At 58.9% G+C, this 16,628-nt stretch carries 17 protein-coding genes and 2 pseudogenes; 5 read left to right on the top strand and 14 right to left on the bottom strand.

The annotated features are described in order from the left end of the window. Nucleotides 1-180: 180 nt before the first annotated feature. Together KBP54_RS01440 and KBP54_RS01445 are read left to right on the top strand one after the other, a co-directional pair. Complete coding sequence (locus KBP54_RS01440) at nucleotides 181-375, top strand: hypothetical protein (protein ID WP_071566606.1); 195 nt, start codon at nucleotides 181-183, stop codon at nucleotides 373-375. Then, complete coding sequence (locus KBP54_RS01445; protein WP_256006089.1) at nucleotides 338-1,057, top strand: hypothetical protein; 720 nt, start codon at nucleotides 338-340, stop codon at nucleotides 1,055-1,057. Before KBP54_RS01440 ends, KBP54_RS01445 begins: the two co-directional genes overlap by 38 nt. A gap of 246 nt (nucleotides 1,058-1,303) precedes the next feature. Here KBP54_RS01445 and KBP54_RS01450 read toward each other — a convergent pair whose 3' ends face one another. Beyond that, complete coding sequence (locus tag KBP54_RS01450; protein WP_071569465.1) at nucleotides 1,304-1,981, bottom strand: TetR/AcrR family transcriptional regulator; 678 nt, start codon at nucleotides 1,979-1,981, stop codon at nucleotides 1,304-1,306. 91 nt (nucleotides 1,982-2,072) lie between these two features. Here KBP54_RS01450 and KBP54_RS01455 point away from each other — a divergent pair, with 91 nt between their 5' ends. Further along, entirely contained in the window at nucleotides 2,073-3,302 is a 1,230-nt protein-coding gene (locus tag KBP54_RS01455; protein ID WP_070495012.1) for an MFS transporter, read from the top strand. Here the strand turns inward: KBP54_RS01455 and KBP54_RS01460 are convergent, their stop codons facing one another. The 7 genes from KBP54_RS01460 to KBP54_RS01480 form a co-directional block, all read right to left on the bottom strand. Then, nucleotides 3,303-3,443, bottom strand: a complete 141-nt coding sequence (locus KBP54_RS01460) for a hypothetical protein (RefSeq protein ID WP_232745367.1) — start codon at nucleotides 3,441-3,443, stop codon at nucleotides 3,303-3,305. A gap of 115 nt (nucleotides 3,444-3,558) precedes the next feature. Continuing rightward, complete coding sequence (locus KBP54_RS01465) at nucleotides 3,559-4,335, bottom strand: ATP-binding protein (protein WP_256006091.1); 777 nt, start codon at nucleotides 4,333-4,335, stop codon at nucleotides 3,559-3,561. A 293-nt stretch (nucleotides 4,336-4,628) separates the two neighbouring features. After that, nucleotides 4,629-4,913 (bottom strand): Mu transposase domain-containing protein, encoded by a 285-nt coding sequence (locus KBP54_RS01470; RefSeq protein ID WP_143110101.1) that lies wholly within the window; start codon nucleotides 4,911-4,913, stop codon nucleotides 4,629-4,631. A gap of 177 nt (nucleotides 4,914-5,090) precedes the next feature. Continuing rightward, on the bottom strand, nucleotides 5,091-5,264 hold the full coding sequence (locus KBP54_RS11240; RefSeq protein WP_418904459.1) for an integrase core domain-containing protein: 174 nt from the start codon (nucleotides 5,262-5,264) through the stop codon (nucleotides 5,091-5,093). 5 nt (nucleotides 5,265-5,269) lie between these two features. Next, complete coding sequence (locus tag KBP54_RS11245) at nucleotides 5,270-5,698, bottom strand: DDE-type integrase/transposase/recombinase (protein ID WP_418904460.1); 429 nt, start codon at nucleotides 5,696-5,698, stop codon at nucleotides 5,270-5,272. Next, nucleotides 5,691-5,984, bottom strand: coding sequence for an addiction module antidote protein (locus tag KBP54_RS01475; RefSeq protein ID WP_070362126.1), 294 nt, complete (start codon nucleotides 5,982-5,984; stop codon nucleotides 5,691-5,693). Before KBP54_RS01475 ends, KBP54_RS11245 begins: the two co-directional genes overlap by 8 nt. Next, the gene (locus KBP54_RS01480) at nucleotides 5,981-6,289 is read right to left on the bottom strand and encodes a type II toxin-antitoxin system RelE/ParE family toxin (protein WP_256006093.1); all 309 of its coding nucleotides are present in this window, start codon (nucleotides 6,287-6,289) and stop codon (nucleotides 5,981-5,983) included. Before KBP54_RS01480 ends, KBP54_RS01475 begins: the two co-directional genes overlap by 4 nt. A 163-nt stretch (nucleotides 6,290-6,452) precedes the next feature. On the opposite strand from KBP54_RS01480, the gene KBP54_RS01485 reads away from it, so the two are divergent. After that, the gene (locus KBP54_RS01485) at nucleotides 6,453-6,584 is read left to right on the top strand and encodes a hypothetical protein (RefSeq protein WP_255364819.1); all 132 of its coding nucleotides are present in this window, start codon (nucleotides 6,453-6,455) and stop codon (nucleotides 6,582-6,584) included. Nucleotides 6,585-6,595: 11 nt separating this feature from the next. Here KBP54_RS01485 and KBP54_RS01490 read toward each other — a convergent pair. From KBP54_RS01490 to KBP54_RS01510, 5 genes and pseudogenes are all read right to left on the bottom strand, one after another. Next, nucleotides 6,596-11,552: pseudogene (locus KBP54_RS01490) on the bottom strand (DEAD/DEAH box helicase). Nucleotides 11,553-11,600: 48 nt separating this feature from the next. Continuing rightward, the gene (locus KBP54_RS01495) at nucleotides 11,601-11,774 is read right to left on the bottom strand and encodes a hypothetical protein (RefSeq protein WP_256006094.1); all 174 of its coding nucleotides are present in this window, start codon (nucleotides 11,772-11,774) and stop codon (nucleotides 11,601-11,603) included. A gap of 119 nt (nucleotides 11,775-11,893) precedes the next feature. Beyond that, nucleotides 11,894-12,886: pseudogene (locus KBP54_RS01500) on the bottom strand (Abi family protein). 139 nt (nucleotides 12,887-13,025) lie between these two features. Continuing rightward, entirely contained in the window at nucleotides 13,026-13,283 is a 258-nt protein-coding gene (locus KBP54_RS01505; RefSeq protein ID WP_256006096.1) for a hypothetical protein, read from the bottom strand. A 427-nt stretch (nucleotides 13,284-13,710) separates the two neighbouring features. After that, on the bottom strand, nucleotides 13,711-14,613 hold the full coding sequence (locus KBP54_RS01510; protein WP_256006097.1) for a 1,4-dihydroxy-2-naphthoate polyprenyltransferase: 903 nt from the start codon (nucleotides 14,611-14,613) through the stop codon (nucleotides 13,711-13,713). Nucleotides 14,614-14,661: 48 nt separating this feature from the next. Between KBP54_RS01510 and KBP54_RS01515 the strand changes: the two genes are divergently transcribed. After that, nucleotides 14,662-15,501 (top strand): glycosyltransferase, encoded by an 840-nt coding sequence (locus KBP54_RS01515; RefSeq protein WP_256006098.1) that lies wholly within the window; start codon nucleotides 14,662-14,664, stop codon nucleotides 15,499-15,501. Here KBP54_RS01515 and menE read toward each other — a convergent pair. Continuing rightward, nucleotides 15,498-16,625 carry an o-succinylbenzoate--CoA ligase gene (gene menE, locus KBP54_RS01520; RefSeq protein WP_256006100.1) on the bottom strand — a complete coding sequence of 376 codons (1,128 nt, stop codon included), beginning with the start codon at nucleotides 16,623-16,625 and terminating at the stop codon, nucleotides 15,498-15,500. The genes KBP54_RS01515 and menE overlap by 4 nt on opposite strands. Nucleotides 16,626-16,628 lie beyond the last annotated feature (3 nt).

Consider the following 16,628-nt stretch of genomic DNA (forward strand, 5'->3'; position numbering starts at 1 on the left):
GCGGGTGGGGTAGCACCCCGCACCAGCGGAACCCCAGCCCCACGAACAACAACGATGGCCGAATCCTCACCGCCGATGACCTCAACCGCCTGTACGCACAGGGCAAGTTTGAGGAAATCAACAAGGCAGTGGAGGAAGGCCGTATCAGCCGCTAACAGTTTCCACTAGGAGGAACACACTATGGCAACTCCACAGTCCCACAAGAACTGGGATCCGGTAATTGGCCCCGTTGTCGCGTCCGCGCTCATGCAGCCGCTCAAGGAGACCTGGGCATTCGCGCAGGAAGGCGTGACGAACCGCGAATTCGAAGGTGAAATCAAGGGCAAGGGTGACGAGGTTGTTGTCTCCAACCTTGGCCGTCCCCACCATCCGTAAGTACGACGAGTCCGAAGACATGATTGTTGAAGATGTCGAGTTCGGAGAGCGTAAGTTCAAGACCGACCAGGGCGACTACTTCAACTTCAAGATTCCGCTGGTATCTTCCGTCCAGTCTGCTCTGGACGTGAAGCCGGAGGCAGTCAGCGAGGCAGAGGAAGGCATGTCCGAGCAGGTCGATACCTACATCGGCAAGCTCATGAAGGACGGAGTGAAGAACTCCAACAAGGTGGGCACCCTCCCGCTCGACATTGAGAAGAAGGACGCGTACAAGACGCTGGTGGCGCTGCGTAAGAAACTCAACGCCACTTCGGTTCCGAAGACTGACCGTTTCGTGATGGTTGGCCCGGAGATGGAATCGGCGTTGCTGTACGACGAGCGCCTGGACAAGGCAGTGAACAACAGCAATCTCTTGAACGGTGAGATTGGTCGCCTGCTCGGGTTCCGCATCATTTCCGCGCCGACGGTGCCGGGCCGTGAGGTGGTCATTGCGGGCCACCCGATGGCTACCCCGTTCGGCTACCAGATCACGGAGGTGGAGGAATCGTCCATGCTGCCGTTCCGTTTCACCCGTGCGATTACGGGCCTCCAGGTGTACGGCGGTTCCGTGATCCGCCCGGAGGCGCTGGCGACGGCTGAACAGGATGTGGTGGAGCCGACCACGGCGGGTGCTACCGAGTAGACGCTAGCCCGTAGCAGACAGCGAAGGGGTCAGGGTGTGTGCCTTGGCCCCCTTTACCCATACCTGGATGAAGGGCACACCATGAATAATCCGTATCAGGAAGAACTACTTAACCGTCTCCGTGACCATGAGAACGCGGGGGTGAACGTGAACTGACCCGGCTTATCAACTGGGCTACATCCGCTGTGTTGAAGTACACAGCTGTGCGGGCGCTCACTAAGACGATGATTGAGAAGTGGGTCAGAGTTAAGGCAGCAGGGTGTGTTCGATGCCGTCTAGAATCACATCGATGACGAGGTCGTAGTATTCCTCGGACATCGCTTCTTCTTCATCAGGGTGTGAGAGAGGCTCCAGGTAAGAGTTGACAATACTGGTCAGTCCAACAGATTGAGCCATCATAGGCTCAAGCCTGACAAGCATTTCGTGCAGGTTGTGGCGAGGCTGGATTTGATTGGATGCGCGCAGGTTTCTCGCTCCGATCGTGTGGATGATCGAGTTCGCGATAATTGTGTAGGCCACAGGCGAATTGTCACCAAACCCAGCTTCTTGTAGTTTGGCCCAGGCTCCATCGATCATCGGCAAAAACTGTTCGGTGAACTTGCCCCGCGCGAACCTGTCGGTAATCCCCGGATATGCTAACAATGCGGGGCGTAGATTGTGAGCCATAGCTCGAAACCAGGCCTTCCATTCAAGGTCCGGGTCGGGAACTTCAATCCCGACACATACCCGGTCTACAACAGCATCACAAATGGCTTCCTTGTTTGGAAAATAATGATAAATCACTGAGGGAACCACGCCCAGTTCACGGGCAATGTCCCGTACTGACCATCCCTCAACGCCACTGATCGCGCTTAACTGTACAGCTTGTTTGACAATCAGCTCGCGTGATAGCCCAGCCCTTCGCCCCGTTAGCGCAGTGTTCATAAGGTGACCCTAACTTATTCCTTGACCCTTACTAGAACACCATTCTACAATATCCCTAAGTGAAACAGTGTTCTAGTAATGGAGTGTAGTGATGCCCGACCCTCGTAGTAATAAGCCGACACAGAGCTCTATTGATCCAGGAGCGCAAGCAAACCTGGTAGTGGGAATCGTTTTTCTCGCCTTTATGGGGCAAATGATTCTCAATCCGATCATCGCGCCACTGTCACGACAGATGGGATTGCGGGAATGGCATATTGGCGCCACTATCTCTTTGGCAGCGATTGTACTAGCGAGCTTGAGTGCTTATTGGGGGCGAGCTTCCCAACGTGTCGGCGCTAAACGTGTACTCGCTGCCGGGCTTGTGATCGCGATCATCGCTTTGAGCGCCTTCGGTATTGTCTCCTACCTGGGGATGAACCAGGTAGTTGGCGGTGTCGGACTAGTTTTTGGTGTTGTGATCACTCGTGGTTTGCTCTATGGTGGAGGGATTTCAGCGATCGCCCCGACCGCGCAAGCCCACCTGGTCACGCATGCTGCCAGCGAGAACGGGCGGGTAAAAGCACTGGGCATGATTGGAGCGGCTCAAGGGATGGCCTCCATTGTTGGAGGTGTTACTGGAGGTGTGTTAGCCGCTGCTGGTGGCCTGCTCTTGCCCTTGGTGGTCATGCCCGTTGTGATGGTGATTGGTCTGGTTGTTCTCTTGGTGAGTTTCGCACCTCAAAGCCGAGGGCAACTTTTTGCAAAGCCTCAACGGATTCGCTTCACTGATCCGCGTGTAGCTCCCTGGCTAGCAACTGGTCTGGTGATGTTTCTTGTGTTTTCTTCTGTTGCTACGATTTTTGGATTCACTGTCCAAGACCGCTTCGCCCTGTCGGCAACTGCGACCGCAGGTATTTCCGCGATTTACCTGACCATCATGGGCGTGACCATGATCATTGCCCAAGCGGTGATTGCTCCAAAGACAGGGTGGGGAGCAGCGAAGCTTTTACGTACTGGTCTGGCCATTACACTAGTTGCAACTGTGCTCATTTGGCCTACCTCCTCGCACGCTTTACTGGTTGTCGGGTGTATCGTGCTGGGGGTAGGTATGGGACTGGCGATGCCCGGGTACAACACTGGCCCAACCTTGAAGATGAGTGCAGATGAGCAAGGCGCAGTGGCTGGCATCATCAACGCTAATAATGGGTTGGCGTACGCGATTGCCCCGCTGGCTTCGACCGCCCTTTACGGGTGGAACCCGCTGGCACCCTTCGCCGTCTGTATCGCCTTGATTGCAGTGGTCGTCATCTACGCCCACACCGCACCCGCACTACGCCAATAACTATGAGCGTGCCTGAAGTAGCCGTTCCATCACGTTATCCGCAGGAGTCGGCCCCGAGTAGTCCACCAGCGAGTTGGCTTTGACGACATCGAAAATCTCGTACCAGAGCGTATTCGCCTGCTTGCTAAACGACTGAGACATGGCCACGAATGGGGACGCGATAGCTGTTAGGACCACGGATTTAGTAACACCCGGGTGAGTATCCAGTAACGCCCGGGTGAGTATCGGGTAACACCCGGGCGTTGACTATGAGCCGCTACTGCGTATTGGCTTCGAGGCGCATGTTTGGTCCTTCGAGTGTGATGATCTCAGCGCCAACGACAAGCCGATTCAGGATCGACCCGGCGATGACAGCATCCGGGATGGACTTGTACCACTCATCGGGTGTGAACTGGGAGGTGACAATCGTTGAGCCCCGGTGTTCACGCTCAACAAGAATGTTGAGCAGCTGGTGTGCTGTGGCAGCATCAATCGGCGTTGTTAAGAAGTCATCAAGTACGAGTACGTCTGCCAGGTGGAGATCTTGAAGAAACTCCATGCGTGCTGTGTCATCATGGCGTAGCACCATGAGCTGGTTGGCCAGGGTGTCTGTGCGGAAGAAACGAGCAGAGTAGTCGTTTCTGCACGCAGCGGTAAGGAGTGCTTGGGCCAGGTATGTTTTGCCGACGGATGATTTGCCGAGGATGACAATGCTTTGCGCTTTTTGACACCATTGGCAGTGAGCGAGTCTGGTGATTTGCTCTTTGTTGAGGTTGCGGCCGGGTGCGTAGGTGATGTCTTCGATACACGCATCGAGATTTGGCGATCGGGATGCTTTGAGTAATTTGTTGACTCGTCGTTCACGCTTGGCCGCGACTTCTTTATCGAGCGCGTAGAGCACTTTGTCAGAAAAGCTCCACGAGTCGAAGATGGGATCTGCTGCAATATCAATCACGGTTCGGCCAAAAGCCGTCATACGTAGATCGGTAAAGACAGGTAGGATCGATTCATCAAGAAAGCGCGCTGATGCTGATGCTGGTTGTGGCTGTGTCATGACTGTAGGGGTCCTTTCTTCGTGAGGTTTTCCATACTGAACTGGGCAGACCCACCCAGATATGCGCCGCGGGTATCGCGTGCGTGTTCCACCGGTGGTGTTTCAGGCGCTGTTGTGGCTGGCAGATCATGGCCTGTCGGGCGGGTTGATTGGTCTTTGCGTACCGCGGCCATCATGTTTTTCACCGCGGTATACGACACAGCCCTCCTGGTGCCATCAGGTGCGATCAGGCGTGCACAGGCTTGTTCCAGAATCACTTTGTTGGCGTGTTTGCCCATATTCAGTACGTTTCGTCACGACTGAAATACCTGGGCAGGGATTGCCTTTGCGCTGATGAGTTCTTCGATGACTGTCCGGGTTGCGGGCCCGATCTTGGCTGCTTCACGGTAGAAGTACTCACTGGTCCACAACCCTGTGGTGTCAGCCATGTTGGCAGGAATATGATCCACATCGGTGACATAGATCCCCCGGGCTTGGGCAAGCCGGTGGGTTGCAACACGCTGCCCGGCATCAAAAACGGTTACTTCATTGCCAGTGATACGTACATCGACAGTCCGGCCGACAAGCTGGTAAGGCACTTAAGTAACGTGCTGTGTTGACGGTGATGTGGAAGTTGGGGGCGACTTTCGCACGTTTCCATTCGGTATGCTGCCACGGTGTTGTAGGAAGTTCGCCGAGTACGCCGCGTTCAAACTCGTCAAAGAGCATCCTTCTGCTGGTGTTGTGAATCGGCCTGACTTTTTGAGAGTGGCGTGTTACGCGGCGTGAAGGCCTGCGTGGTTTTCTCGTTGGTAGTTGGTGTAGTGCTTGATCGGCGGGATATGCCCGAGCGAGGAATGCAACCGCTCGTGATCGTACCAGTGGACCCATCCGGCTGTGGCGCGTTCCACCTCCCCCCCAGTTCGTCCACGTCTCTGCCTCGAAATCAATGAGTTCAGACTTGTACAGCCCGATCGTTGACTCCATCAGACCGTTGTCGTAGGCGTCGCCGACAGTGCCGATGGACCCGTCTATCTGATGGACGGCAAGCAGACGGCGGAGATGTGTGGGAGTGTACTGTGAGCCCGCCCGAGTGATGGGGCACCCCGGCCGACTCAAAGTACGGGTCCTGGCGCTGGCGTAGTGCCAGTGCCTGTCGCAGCGCACGGATGGCCAAAGATTTCGTGGCTCGGGTGTCCACGACATACGCCAGGATCTCACGGGTGAATACGTCGGTGACAGAAGCCACGTAGCTGAAACCGCAGCTGGTGTGCACATACGTGAAATCCGCGATCCACCACTGATCGGCGGATAGAGGCCGGACGGGCTGAGCAGAGGCGTGTTTGGTGTATTGGTGATGTGATTCCAGCAGGTATCTAGGCATTTTGTGTAGCGAGAGTTATTTTGAGTCCCAGGGCTTTCATGATTTTCGTGATAGCCGCAAAGGACGGGTTACCGTCTTTTGATAGTGACTTGTAGAGGGATTCACGGTTGAGTTGAGTCTCTTTAGCGAGCTGGCTCATGCCGTGTGCCCTTGCAATGTCACGCAAAACCACCTGTACGGTTTTCGTATCGCCGTCTTCGAGTGCGATAGCCAGGTAATCGTTCACTGCTTCTTGGCTATCGAGATATTTGCTTGCATCGAACGCTGAAAATGTTACTTCCTTCACGACTGTTCCTCCCTTACCTGTTGTGCGAGCTTTTGAGCGGTTCGAATATCTTTAGCCTGGCTGGATTTATCTCCTCCGGCCAGCAGGAAAACCGTTATTGCGCCTAGTCGGGTGTAGTACACCCGATAGCCGGGCCCGAAATGAAATCTCATCTCGCTAACCTTCTCGCCAACGGGTTTGATGTCTCCAATCATTCTTCCGTGTGTTTCGCATCGGGCTATTGCATACAAAATGCGTCGCTGAGCATGTTTGTCTTTTAGCTCACCTAACCAGGCGTCAAACAAGCTGCTGGAAATGATCTCCACACGCCCAAGTGTAGCCTAAAAGCTACATGGCTCAAGTGGGGGATACGCCTCTCATGGCTGACTCCTCTTTCGGTTTGAAGATTGGTGATGACGCCAGGAAAGCGTCTAAAGACGCTAAAGACGCATGCAGACTTGAGGGTGCGGTTGATGAGTTGAGGTCGAGGTGGATGACACGTCCGCTACGGCCCGGATCTTCGGTGAGGTGTTCAAGGTCAACCTGACGACTGAGGGGCCACCGCACCGCTTTTCGATCATCCGTGATGAAGCCACGCTCTCGAGCCTCAACTGTCAATGAAGCAAACGGCGTTATTCTCGCAGCCCCTCCACGATCCGCACCGTCTCCACCGCAACCCGCGTGACCTTGCCAATCAGATCCACGATGTAGCGCGGGTTGCCAACCTCATCGGCCCAATCGTTCGGGTCGTTGACAATCCCGGACGCCTTGTCCTTCTTCACCTGGTAGCGATCAATCAGCCACGCCAGCGCAGAGCGTGACCCCAGCATGTACTCATCAGCCTCAGCCGGGATACCGGTGATGGTCACGCGCTTGTTGTAAATCAACTTGGTCACGTCGTTGACGTTCTTACCCGTCTCTGGGTCCTTCTTGCGTGCCCACTTCATCTTCAACACACGCCAGGTGTCTGGGTCGGACTCGTCGCCCTTGACCGCGATGTCCAGCGGGTACGGCTCCACATCCTCGTACCCAACGTGCAGGTCCATGAGTTCCTTGCCGGCGCGCGCAAACTTGTCGAACTCTTCCCGCGTTCCCGGTATCTCAATGTGCGGCAGCATCTTTTTCAAGTCCGTCGCGTACGCCTCCCGATAGTTCGGGTCGTGCAGCTTGCCGTAGACGAAGTGGAAGATGTCGTCACCAGTGACATCGGCACCCAGCGCATCGCGGTAGAGCGCCTTGATCGCATCAGTGATGTTGTCCTTGCGCACATGCCCCGCAACAACCTCACCGACCTGCCCATACATCGAGGATTCACCCTCGCTTATCGACGCCCCCTCGCCAAACAACGCACCATCCGAAGCCTCAACGAGCTCCCAAGTGAAGCGTGGGAAGAACTGTGTTCCTTCTGAGCCAAACAGATTAAGGTCAAGGAGCATATCAGCTGCAAAAATACTGTAAGGCTTCACTGCGCCCACGGTCATCTGGGCAAACCCAATGTTGTGGTGGTGCTGCGTCGGGAACATCGACGGCAACTGGTACACCATGTCGTTGAGTTCTTTCGCAAAGTAACTGCGCTGTTTGAAAAACGGGCGGTACAACGAGGTGTAGACACGGTCCGTATCGACCGTAATCTCGGTTCCGCGGGCTAACTCCTGTTTCAGGCTGCGGTTCCATGAACCTTTCGCGCTATCGACTAACTCAGGATGCTGCGCAAACAACGCGTCAACACCCCGCTTGTTTTCTTCAAACCCCTCGGCTCGCAACACAGCCTGTGCCTGGTTGTAGTTCGCGATATGCGTGCCGATATTCTCCGCTAAGTCAAAGGTGGAAGAAGAATACGACCACGCATCACGCGCAGTTGAAAGGCCACGTGAATGCTCTTCAAAGAACTTCGTCGCATCACCCTTCTTCTCGCCGATGACCGGCCAGGTCGCGAACTCGTCGCTGCGCTGGTTCAACCAATCACCGTGCTGATTCGGGGTAATTGAACGCCACTGAATCTGGCCCACCGTCGCGTTTTCAACAAACGCCAGTTTCTCATCGCGGTTTTGATAATCAGCCGTTTGGGCATAATGCAGGTGGAAGCCGGTCTTGGAAGGATCCTTCACACCGATCAGCACCGCAACGCCAACCCGGATATCAAAGACATTGTCGCCCTCACGCTTGGCTTGTTCGCCACCACCCAAAGAGTTGCCGCGCAGATTGAAAACATAGAGGTCGGTGAAATCCTCGGCCATCGACAGGCGGACACCATCTCCGGTGTTGCCGTCTACCCAGCCGTTATTTGCGATAAACGCCACGACGCCATGATCCCCGATTCGGTCCGTCGCCCACCGGAATGCGCGCAAATATGAGTCGTATAGCGAGTTCTTATTCGTCGCCGTTGACTTCGCCGCGTACGTCTCCGCGATACGTGCATCCAGCGTCGGGTACTTCAGGTTCGCGTTGTTATCGTTCGCGCTTGCCTGGCCCACCGAGTACGGCGGGTTGCCCACGATGACATTGATCGGGGCTTCCTTCTGGCGAACAATGCGTTCGTTGTTGTTCCTGAATACCGTGAGGTCGAGGATGTCTCCTTCCTCGTGGATCTGGAATGTATCTGCAAGCGCGATGCCTTCGAAGGAAACATAACGGGGGGGGGGGTGCGCTTTCGCAGCGTTTGGCGGCCTCAGCCTGCAACGCGTTAAACGTCGTTTCGATGTTGACGGCCGCGACGTAGTATGCCAGCAAAATGATCTCGGTGGCGTGCAACTCGTTGGCGTACTTGCGCGCCAGATCCTTCGGATCAATCAACCCGGACTGCAGCAGGCGGACCATAAAGGTGCCCGTGCCCGTAAACGGATCCAGAATATGCACGCTCTCATCGCTTAAACCCCGGCCGAAGTGTTGCCTCGACACATCGTCGGCGGCGCGCAGGATAAAGTCCACGATCTCGACTGGGGTGTAGACAATGCCCAGCTTGTCAGCGTCGCGCTTGAACGCCTTCTGGAAGAAACGCTCATAGAGCTCCTTGATCACCTGCTGCTTCCCGGACGCGCTCGTAACCTCAGAAGCACGCACACGCACCGAGGCGTAGAACTTCTCCAGCGAATCAGTCTCAGCATCCAGGTCACTGTCGTCGAGGGCGTCGACCATGCGCTGCATGACCTGGGAGACCGGGTTGTGGGCGGCGAAGTCGTGCTCGCTAAACAGGGCGTCAAATACTGGGGCGGTAATCAGGTGCTGCGAAAGCATGCTGATCGCTTCGTCCTCAGAAATCGAGTCGTTGAGGTTGCCGCGCAGGCCCTCGACGAAGGTGTCGAACTCACCGCGCAGTGTCGCATCCGCCTGGTCAAGCAGCGCGCGGATGCGGGTGACCTGCGCCTTGGAGATGTCGGCGACGTCGTCGGCCCAATCCTCCCAGTAGGTGCGGGTACCCACCTTGTCCACCAGCTTGGTATAGATCGCTTCCTGCCACTGCTCAAGCGAGAACAACGCGATCTGCTGGGCAGTGACCTGGTCGGGTTCGTAGGCCTCGGTCCGCTCGCTGTTCGCGAGTTTCTTCTTCGCCTCCTGCAAAGGATCCACGACCGGCTGGACGGAAATCGGCAAATCTTCCTGCAGGTTCTCGTTCAGCGAAATCGAGTTCACCTTGGCGTTGAAACGATCATCGTGCGCACGCAGCGCGTTGAGGATCTGCCACACGACCTTGAACCGCTGGTTGTCGTTCAGCGCCTCCGACGGCGATGTATCCGGCGCCACCGCCACCGGCAAAATGATGTAGCCGTAGTCCTTGCCTTCCGCCTTCCGCATCACGCGACCAACGGACTGCACCACGTCCACCATCGAATTACGCGGGTTGAAGAACACCACCGAGTCGAGGGCGGGGACGTCGACACCCTCGGAAAGGCACCGAGCGTTCGTAAGCACACGGGTCTCATTCGTCGGCATATCCGACTCAAGCCACGTCAGTTTCGTGTTGCGCTCCAGGGCATTCATCGCGCCATCAACATGTTGCGCCTGCACGTCAAGATCCATGTTCAGCGTCTGAGCGTCATTGAGCACCGCTTTTTCCTGCAACAACTCGCGATGCGACTTCACCAGCAGTGGGAACGCCTCCGTAATCGCCTTCGATGTCTTGATATCCTTCGCAAACGCTACCGTGCGGCGCATCGGCTCCGCACCCTCATCGAAGCCGCCCTTCTTGCCCTGCAACGACCCCGAGCGCTTCGCCAACGCATTCCAGACGCCGATCATCGCGGAGCCCGTCGTTAAGTTGATGTCCTTGCCGCCAGCGGCGTTGAACTTGCCCATCGCATCAGCGCCCAGTGACTCATCCACAGTCATGATGAGCACCTTGTAGTCCGTCAACAACCCCTTATCGACGGCCTCTCCGAACCCCAAACGGTGAAACTCAGGACCGTACACGGCCTCGTCATCCATGGAGTACAGTTCCGCCGAATGCTCGATGGCCTTGCCCTTCACGGTCTCGTCGAAAAGGCGGGGAGTGGCTGTCATGTACAGGCGCTTCTTCGCCTTGATGTAGTCGTTGTCGTGGATGCGGGAGAAATTCGACGGATCCTCTCCAGCGAGCGTCGCCCCTGTGGTGCGGTGGGCTTCGTCGCAAATGACAAGATCGAAATCCTCAAGGCCGGCCTCCTGCGCGTCGTGGATCGCGGGCAGCGACTGGTATGTCGAAAACACGACGCTCAACCCCGCCGCGCGCTTTCGCTTCGACAACCGCTCTGCAATATCCTCGCCATTCGTCGACACGGGCACCTCAAGGTCGTACGAGGCGATATCCTCCGCTTTCTTCCCCACCTTGCTGTCGGAACACACCGCGTAGCTGCGAAGATCGACCTGCGCCTGTGCCGTCCACTCCTTCAACGATTGCGACAGCAAACTAATCGATGGCACCAAAAACAGCACCCGCGCCTTGCCATATTGTTCCTTTGCAACACGCTCAGCCAAGCGCAGCGCGGTGAACGTCTTCCCCGTACCGCAGGCCATAATCAGCTTGCCGCGATCGTGCGCCTTGAACCCCTCCAGCGACTTTTCAATCGCCGTCGCCTGATGTGGGCGTGGCTCAAACGTCTCCCGCAAGGTGAGGTTCACCGACATCTCACTGCCTGGGTAGGCGATATCCCAGTTAATCGGGGACTCCGCAATCGCCGACGTGCCGATCCGGTTCGTGGCGATCAACTGGTTCTCCAACATCGCCTCAGCATTCGACGACCAACGGTCCGTCGTCGAAATGATCAGGCGGTTCGCAAACTGCTCCACCCCACGATCAGTGTGGAACGAGCGCCCCGATGCCTCAAAAAACGAATCCAGCTGCCCCTTCTGGATATGCGTCGTAGGCAGGTAAAACTTGCACTGAATTGCCGTCCACTCGCCGTCATCCACCCGCTTCGCGACGAGGTCAATCCCCACGTCCGCCTTGCCGCCGTTGAACGGCCAGTCCACCCAGCGGTACACCTCAGAGTATTCACTGGACAGCGTCGGGTCTGTCTTGAAATAATTGACCATCAACTTTTCAAACGCCAGGCCCTGCTCTGACTTCGACGGCAGCTTGCGGAGTTCTTCGATGGCATCAGTGAATGTCGACATGGGCAATATTATGCCCCAGCGACACCCCGTGGGGAGAGTATTGGTTGCCTAGAACGGCAGTGCCTGCGCAACCTGTGGAGGCAGCACGCCTGCGACCTTCGCGCCGTAGCCGATGGCGCCCAGGCCCGCTGCGGCAACGGCGATCCAGGTCAGGATCCAGCCGGCCTGCGTTGCCCGGTAGGCCTCCTCGGCGGAGGAACCGTTCTCCACGGAACCGTACACCCAATCCCTGGTGGTCTGAGTGTCTGGTGCGGCGCCGGTACCCTTGTCGTGCGGATAATCGTGATTTTTCCAGGCAACCCAGTCGGTGTTTTTGGTCGCGCGGTAATGAACCGCGAGGATTAGGCGCGCCAGAGAGGCAACTCGCGCCAGTTGCCAGGTGCGCCTGTGCGAGAAATCGGCACGATGGGATTGTGCGGGTAAGTGTCGAAGAGCTTCGGTAGCCGGTCGGCTGGGGACAAGCCCAGTTGGCGGTGCAAGTATTGGATAAGGGAGAGCTGCCCGAACACGCGATTCATTCCTTCAGCTACCGGAGCCAGCCTGACGTCATTGTTCAGTTTCGGTTTGATGTCGTAAACGCGGTTGAACATCCTCGCATGATGAGCTGCGTAGTTGCGCAGAATATTCAAGGATTTCAGCCATGATTCGAGCTGAGGACCGGTTAGGCCGCAAGGGTGGGCAATCCGGTTGCGCACGATATTGGGCGACATGCCGTACAGGTATGACAGCATTCCCCAATCCATGATTTCGACGGCCGCCCAGATGGGTAGAGTCCCGCCATATTTGGATTTATGGTGGGCGACGAAGTCCTCCTTCGACGCTTTCAATGCCGACTGGTACTTTCTCACTCATACCTCATGCACGCTACGCCCGTCTTTGTTTCGTTGCCGTGCCCGGGCGCTCAAACGTTGAGGATCCAAATAGATCAGCGGGTCAAGGCGGCCCAGTTCGTGACCGAGCTTGGTTCGAATAGCCAACTCCACGCGATCAAGCTCGATGAACACGCTGTGGCGCAATTGTTCGTCAAACCCATAGAGCGCTACCACCAGGTCAAACGACGCTCCGTCAACGAATTCATCTCGGGCGGTGCCGTCGCCTTGGGAGAAGCGGCGCATCGGGTACCAGTATCCGGACAAGCGGTAGTAGTTCAATCGCGCCAGCAGCATCTCGGCATGCTCGGGATCATTCACTCGCATCCCACGCTGACGAAGCAATTCAACCTGTTCACCGTAGGTCTTGAACTGCTTTACCTGCTCCACGCGCACCCCCTGTTTGATACGAAAAACGAAGACCGGCCCTGGACTCCCACCGAGGCGGGCAGCGGAACCGGTCATGTTGCTTGCAAGGCTACCTAGTTGACGACGGCGAAGCAAGAACACGGGGCACAGAGCCATCGGTACGTTCACACACCAGTGTGCTCTCTGATCCGTCCGGGTTCGTCGGTCCTCGGGGGCGTATGGGCGAGAGCCTTCCTCACGCTGTGTCCGGTTTCCCAATCACCCAGGTGACAGAGTCTGAGGCGTATGCGGGGTCGAAGCGCCGCCTGGCGGCCAGGTTCGAGTTCTTTGACCAACAGGCGTTCGATGCTGGCAGGTTCATCCACGGCGCCACTAACCCGAGACCACCATCCACGACGGCACGAAGCTGCTGGACGCCTGGCTGGACGAGGCCGACGGGATTGACCAGTTCGGCCGGAAAGCATCCCTGTGCGAACCGGCCCGGTCGGATCACGAGCGGAGTCGATCTGGAATTCGGCGTGCCGGTTCGCCGCCAAGGTCGAGGCACAGCCGGGTTATCTGTCGCCGGAAGCCTACGCGGAGCTGACGAGCCTACGACCGGATGATTTTACCGATGTGGGGCAAGCATCCGTGCTTACCGCAGAATCGCGCGTCGGTTTGGAAAGCTCAGGTCGCGTAATGAACCGGGCGGGCGAATCTGGCGTCTTGCGTGAATGGGGAGTGCCAAAGGGCGCAATTTTTGGCGGGGAAGGGGGCAAAAGCCCAGGTCGTGAAAAAGGGGTTGCGTCCTTTGGCACTCACTCTGTGGAGAGGGCACCAAATTCCTAGATTTTCGCGCGGCGGTTTGGAAAAGCCCAGGTCACGCAAACTGCGTGAGGGAATTTGGTGCGTAGCCCCCGCAAAACCACATACAACCAGCCCTACGCGTACGGGACGACCATCCCGCCGAACGCCAGCGCAACAGCTGTGAGCACGGCCCAGGCCAGCATGGCCTTGCCGTTGAGCCCGAGGACCGGGATGAGGGCGGTGCCGGTCGCGCCGCTGCGAACCTTCATGATGGCGGCGATCGCCAGTGGCAGCGCCACCAGGCCGACCAGGGCAGGCGCGTACACCAGAGCCAGCAGTACGCTGACTACGAACGGGACGCAGGTCAGGACCGTGAACAGGGTGCGGGCGCGGCTGTCGCCGAGGCGAACCGCGATGGTCTGCTTGCCGGAGGCGGCGTCGGTGGGGATGTCGCGGATGTTGTTGACTAGGTTCACGGATGCGGAGATTGCGCCGATCGCCACGGCGACGAGCAGGCCCTCCCAGGACAGGAAGCCGGTCTGGACGAACTCGGTGCCCATCACGGCGACGAGGCCGAAGAAGATGAAGACACTGACTTCGCCGAGTCCGATGTAGCCGTAGGGGTTGTTACCGCCGGTGTAGAACCATGCGGCGGCGATGCAGGCGGCGCCGACCAGGATCAGCCACCACGCCCCGGCCAACACGGACAGGATGATCCCGAACAGCCCTGCAACGCCGAACGCGATGAAGGCGGCGAGTTTCACGTCCTTGGGGTCGGCGAGTCCGCTGGCGGTGATGCGTGTGGGGCCGGAGCGGTCGTCGTCGGTGCCGCGGATGCCGTCGGAGTAGTCGTTGGCGAAGTTCACGCCGATGATGAGGGCCCACGCCACGAGCAGCGCCAACAGTGCCCGGCCGAGGTTGGCGTGCGCGGTAAAGGCTGCGACGCCGGTGCCGGCGATGACGGGCGCGAAGGCGTTTGGCCAGGTGTGGGGGCGGGAGGCTTCCCACCACGCGTGCAGGTTGGGTTGTGCGTTCATGGTTTCCATCATGCCCCGTGTCGGGCCTGTCGGCTAAAGTGGTGCGCCATGTGGGTCGATTATGCGGCGCGGCAGGCGGTGGCGTCGATAGGCGCGGTGGCGCGTTTGCCCTCGTTACGGTTGGCGGTGCGCTCTGGGCGTCTGGAGTTTCCCGCCGCGGGGCATACCGTGATCAGCCTGACCTCGCACGGCACCCGCTTATCGACGGTCCACCACACCCTCGCATCGCTGTTGGTGGGGACTCGCCGCGTGCCCACCATCCTGTGGCTGGACGCGGAGGACTTCGATGCACCCTGGCCCGAGCCGCTGCAGGAGCTGGTGCAGCGCGGCCTGCAGGTGCGGCGTTCCGACGGCCACTACGGCCCGCACACCAAGTACTACGGTACGTTCCGGCAGCTGGCGGGCACGGGGACGAGCGTGATTACGGTGGATGATGATGTGTTGTACCCGCGGTGGTTCGTCGAGAAGCTGGTGGTGGATCCGCTGGCGGTGACGGCCTACCGTGCCCACGAGATCGCGCTGGTGGGCGAGGGGTTTGCGCCGTATACGCAGTGGCGCAGTGTGCGCACCACCGCGCCGAGCCCGCGACACTTCGCCACCGGCGTGTCCGGGGTGGCGTACCCGCCCGCGATGGTGGACTACGTGGCCGCCCAGGGCGACGCCTTCCTGCGCGCCGCCCCCAGCGCCGACGACGTCTGGCTCAACATGTGCGCGGTGCGCTCGGGGCACTTTGTGCGCCAAGTCTTTGACAAACCGAAGGAGTTTCCGCTGGTGCCGGGCTCGCAGTCGGTGGCGCTGGTGCGGAAGAACCTGCGCGGTGGCAACGACGCCCAGCTCGCCGCAAGCTACAGCGCAGAGGACATCAGCGCAGTCGTCAACGCAGGCTAGAACAGGTCGCGCACCGCGGCCCGGTCCACCTTGCCCGGCCCCAGCAACGGCAGCGCCGCGACGCGCTTGAGCTCCTTCGGCACCTGCCACCGCGGCAGGTCCTGCAGGGCGTCCATCACGTCCGGTACCTGCGCCTCACCCGCATACGCGGCGCAAATGCGCTGCCCGAAACGCTCGTCGGGCACGCCCACCACGCACGCATCCGTCACACCTGGCACACCCAGCAGGAAGCGCTCCAGCACCTCCGGCTGCAGCTTCAGCCCACCCGAATCAATCACATTATCGACGCGCCCTTCGACCGTGAGGTGGCCGTCGACAAGCTGGCCTGCGTCTGAGGTGCGGAACCACCCTGGCTCGGCGAAGTCGGGGTGCTCCGGCTGGTTGCGGTAGCCCTGCGCGACCAGGGGGCCGCCGAGCCAGATGCGGCCGTCGCGGATGCGCACGTTGGCGCCGGCGATGGGCACCCCGTCGTAGACGCAGCCGCCGGAGGTTTCCGAGGAACCGTAGGTGGTGACCACGTTGATGCGCAGCTTGGTCGCCGAGTCCAGCAGTGCCGGATTCGTGGCGGCCCCGCCGACGAGCACCGCGTCGAAGCTGCGCAGCGCGTCGATGCCGGTGAGCGTGGACATCGCCTTGTCCAGCTGTAGCGGGGTCAGCGCCGTGTAGCAGCGGTCCCCAGTCGCGGCGATCTCCGCGGTACGCGCCGCGAACTCGTCCACGTGGAACCCGTGCGTCAGGTCCACAAAGGCGGGCTCCACGCCCGCGACCATGCTGCGCACCAACACCTGGATGCCCGCAATGAACGCGGCGGGCATCGCCAGCAGCCACTGGCCCGGCCCGCCGAGCGCCTGGTGGGTTGCGTCCGCGCTGGCTATCAGGTTCGTCGGGGTCAGCAGCGCTCCCTTCGGAGTGCCCGTGGACCCGGAAGTCGCCACCACGAGGGCGACGTCGTCGGCGATCGGCTCGCCCACGCCCTGTGTGTTGCGCAGCAGGTTGGCGCGCGCCGGGTCGTTCGTCGGCACGGGCAGTAGCGCACGCTGGCCGGTCAGCGCCTCCTCAAGAGCAGGAAGGATCGTGAGCGGCTTGGCGGGGTCAACGGGGAGGAGTTCCAGGAGCTTCGTCACGAA

The organism is Corynebacterium pseudogenitalium (assembly GCF_024453815.1).
Lineage (GTDB): Bacteria > Actinomycetota > Actinomycetes > Mycobacteriales > Mycobacteriaceae > Corynebacterium > Corynebacterium pseudogenitalium.

Coding starts and splice junctions, on each gene's coding strand:
- KBP54_RS01450 (WP_071569465.1), bottom strand. CDS start 1,981: ATGAACACTGCGCTAACGGGGCGAAGGGCTGGGCTATCACGCGAGCTG.
- KBP54_RS01455 (WP_070495012.1), top strand. CDS start 2,073: ATGCCCGACCCTCGTAGTAATAAGCCGACACAGAGCTCTATTGATCCA.
- KBP54_RS01460 (WP_232745367.1), bottom strand. CDS start 3,443: ATGTCTCAGTCGTTTAGCAAGCAGGCGAATACGCTCTGGTACGAGATT.
- KBP54_RS01515 (WP_256006098.1), top strand. CDS start 14,662: ATGTGGGTCGATTATGCGGCGCGGCAGGCGGTGGCGTCGATAGGCGCG.
- KBP54_RS01440 (WP_071566606.1), top strand. CDS start 181: ATGGCAACTCCACAGTCCCACAAGAACTGGGATCCGGTAATTGGCCCC.
- KBP54_RS01510 (WP_256006097.1), bottom strand. CDS start 14,613: ATGAACGCACAACCCAACCTGCACGCGTGGTGGGAAGCCTCCCGCCCC.
- KBP54_RS11245 (WP_418904460.1), bottom strand. CDS start 5,698: ATGCCTAGATACCTGCTGGAATCACATCACCAATACACCAAACACGCC.
- KBP54_RS01465 (WP_256006091.1), bottom strand. CDS start 4,335: ATGACACAGCCACAACCAGCATCAGCATCAGCGCGCTTTCTTGATGAA.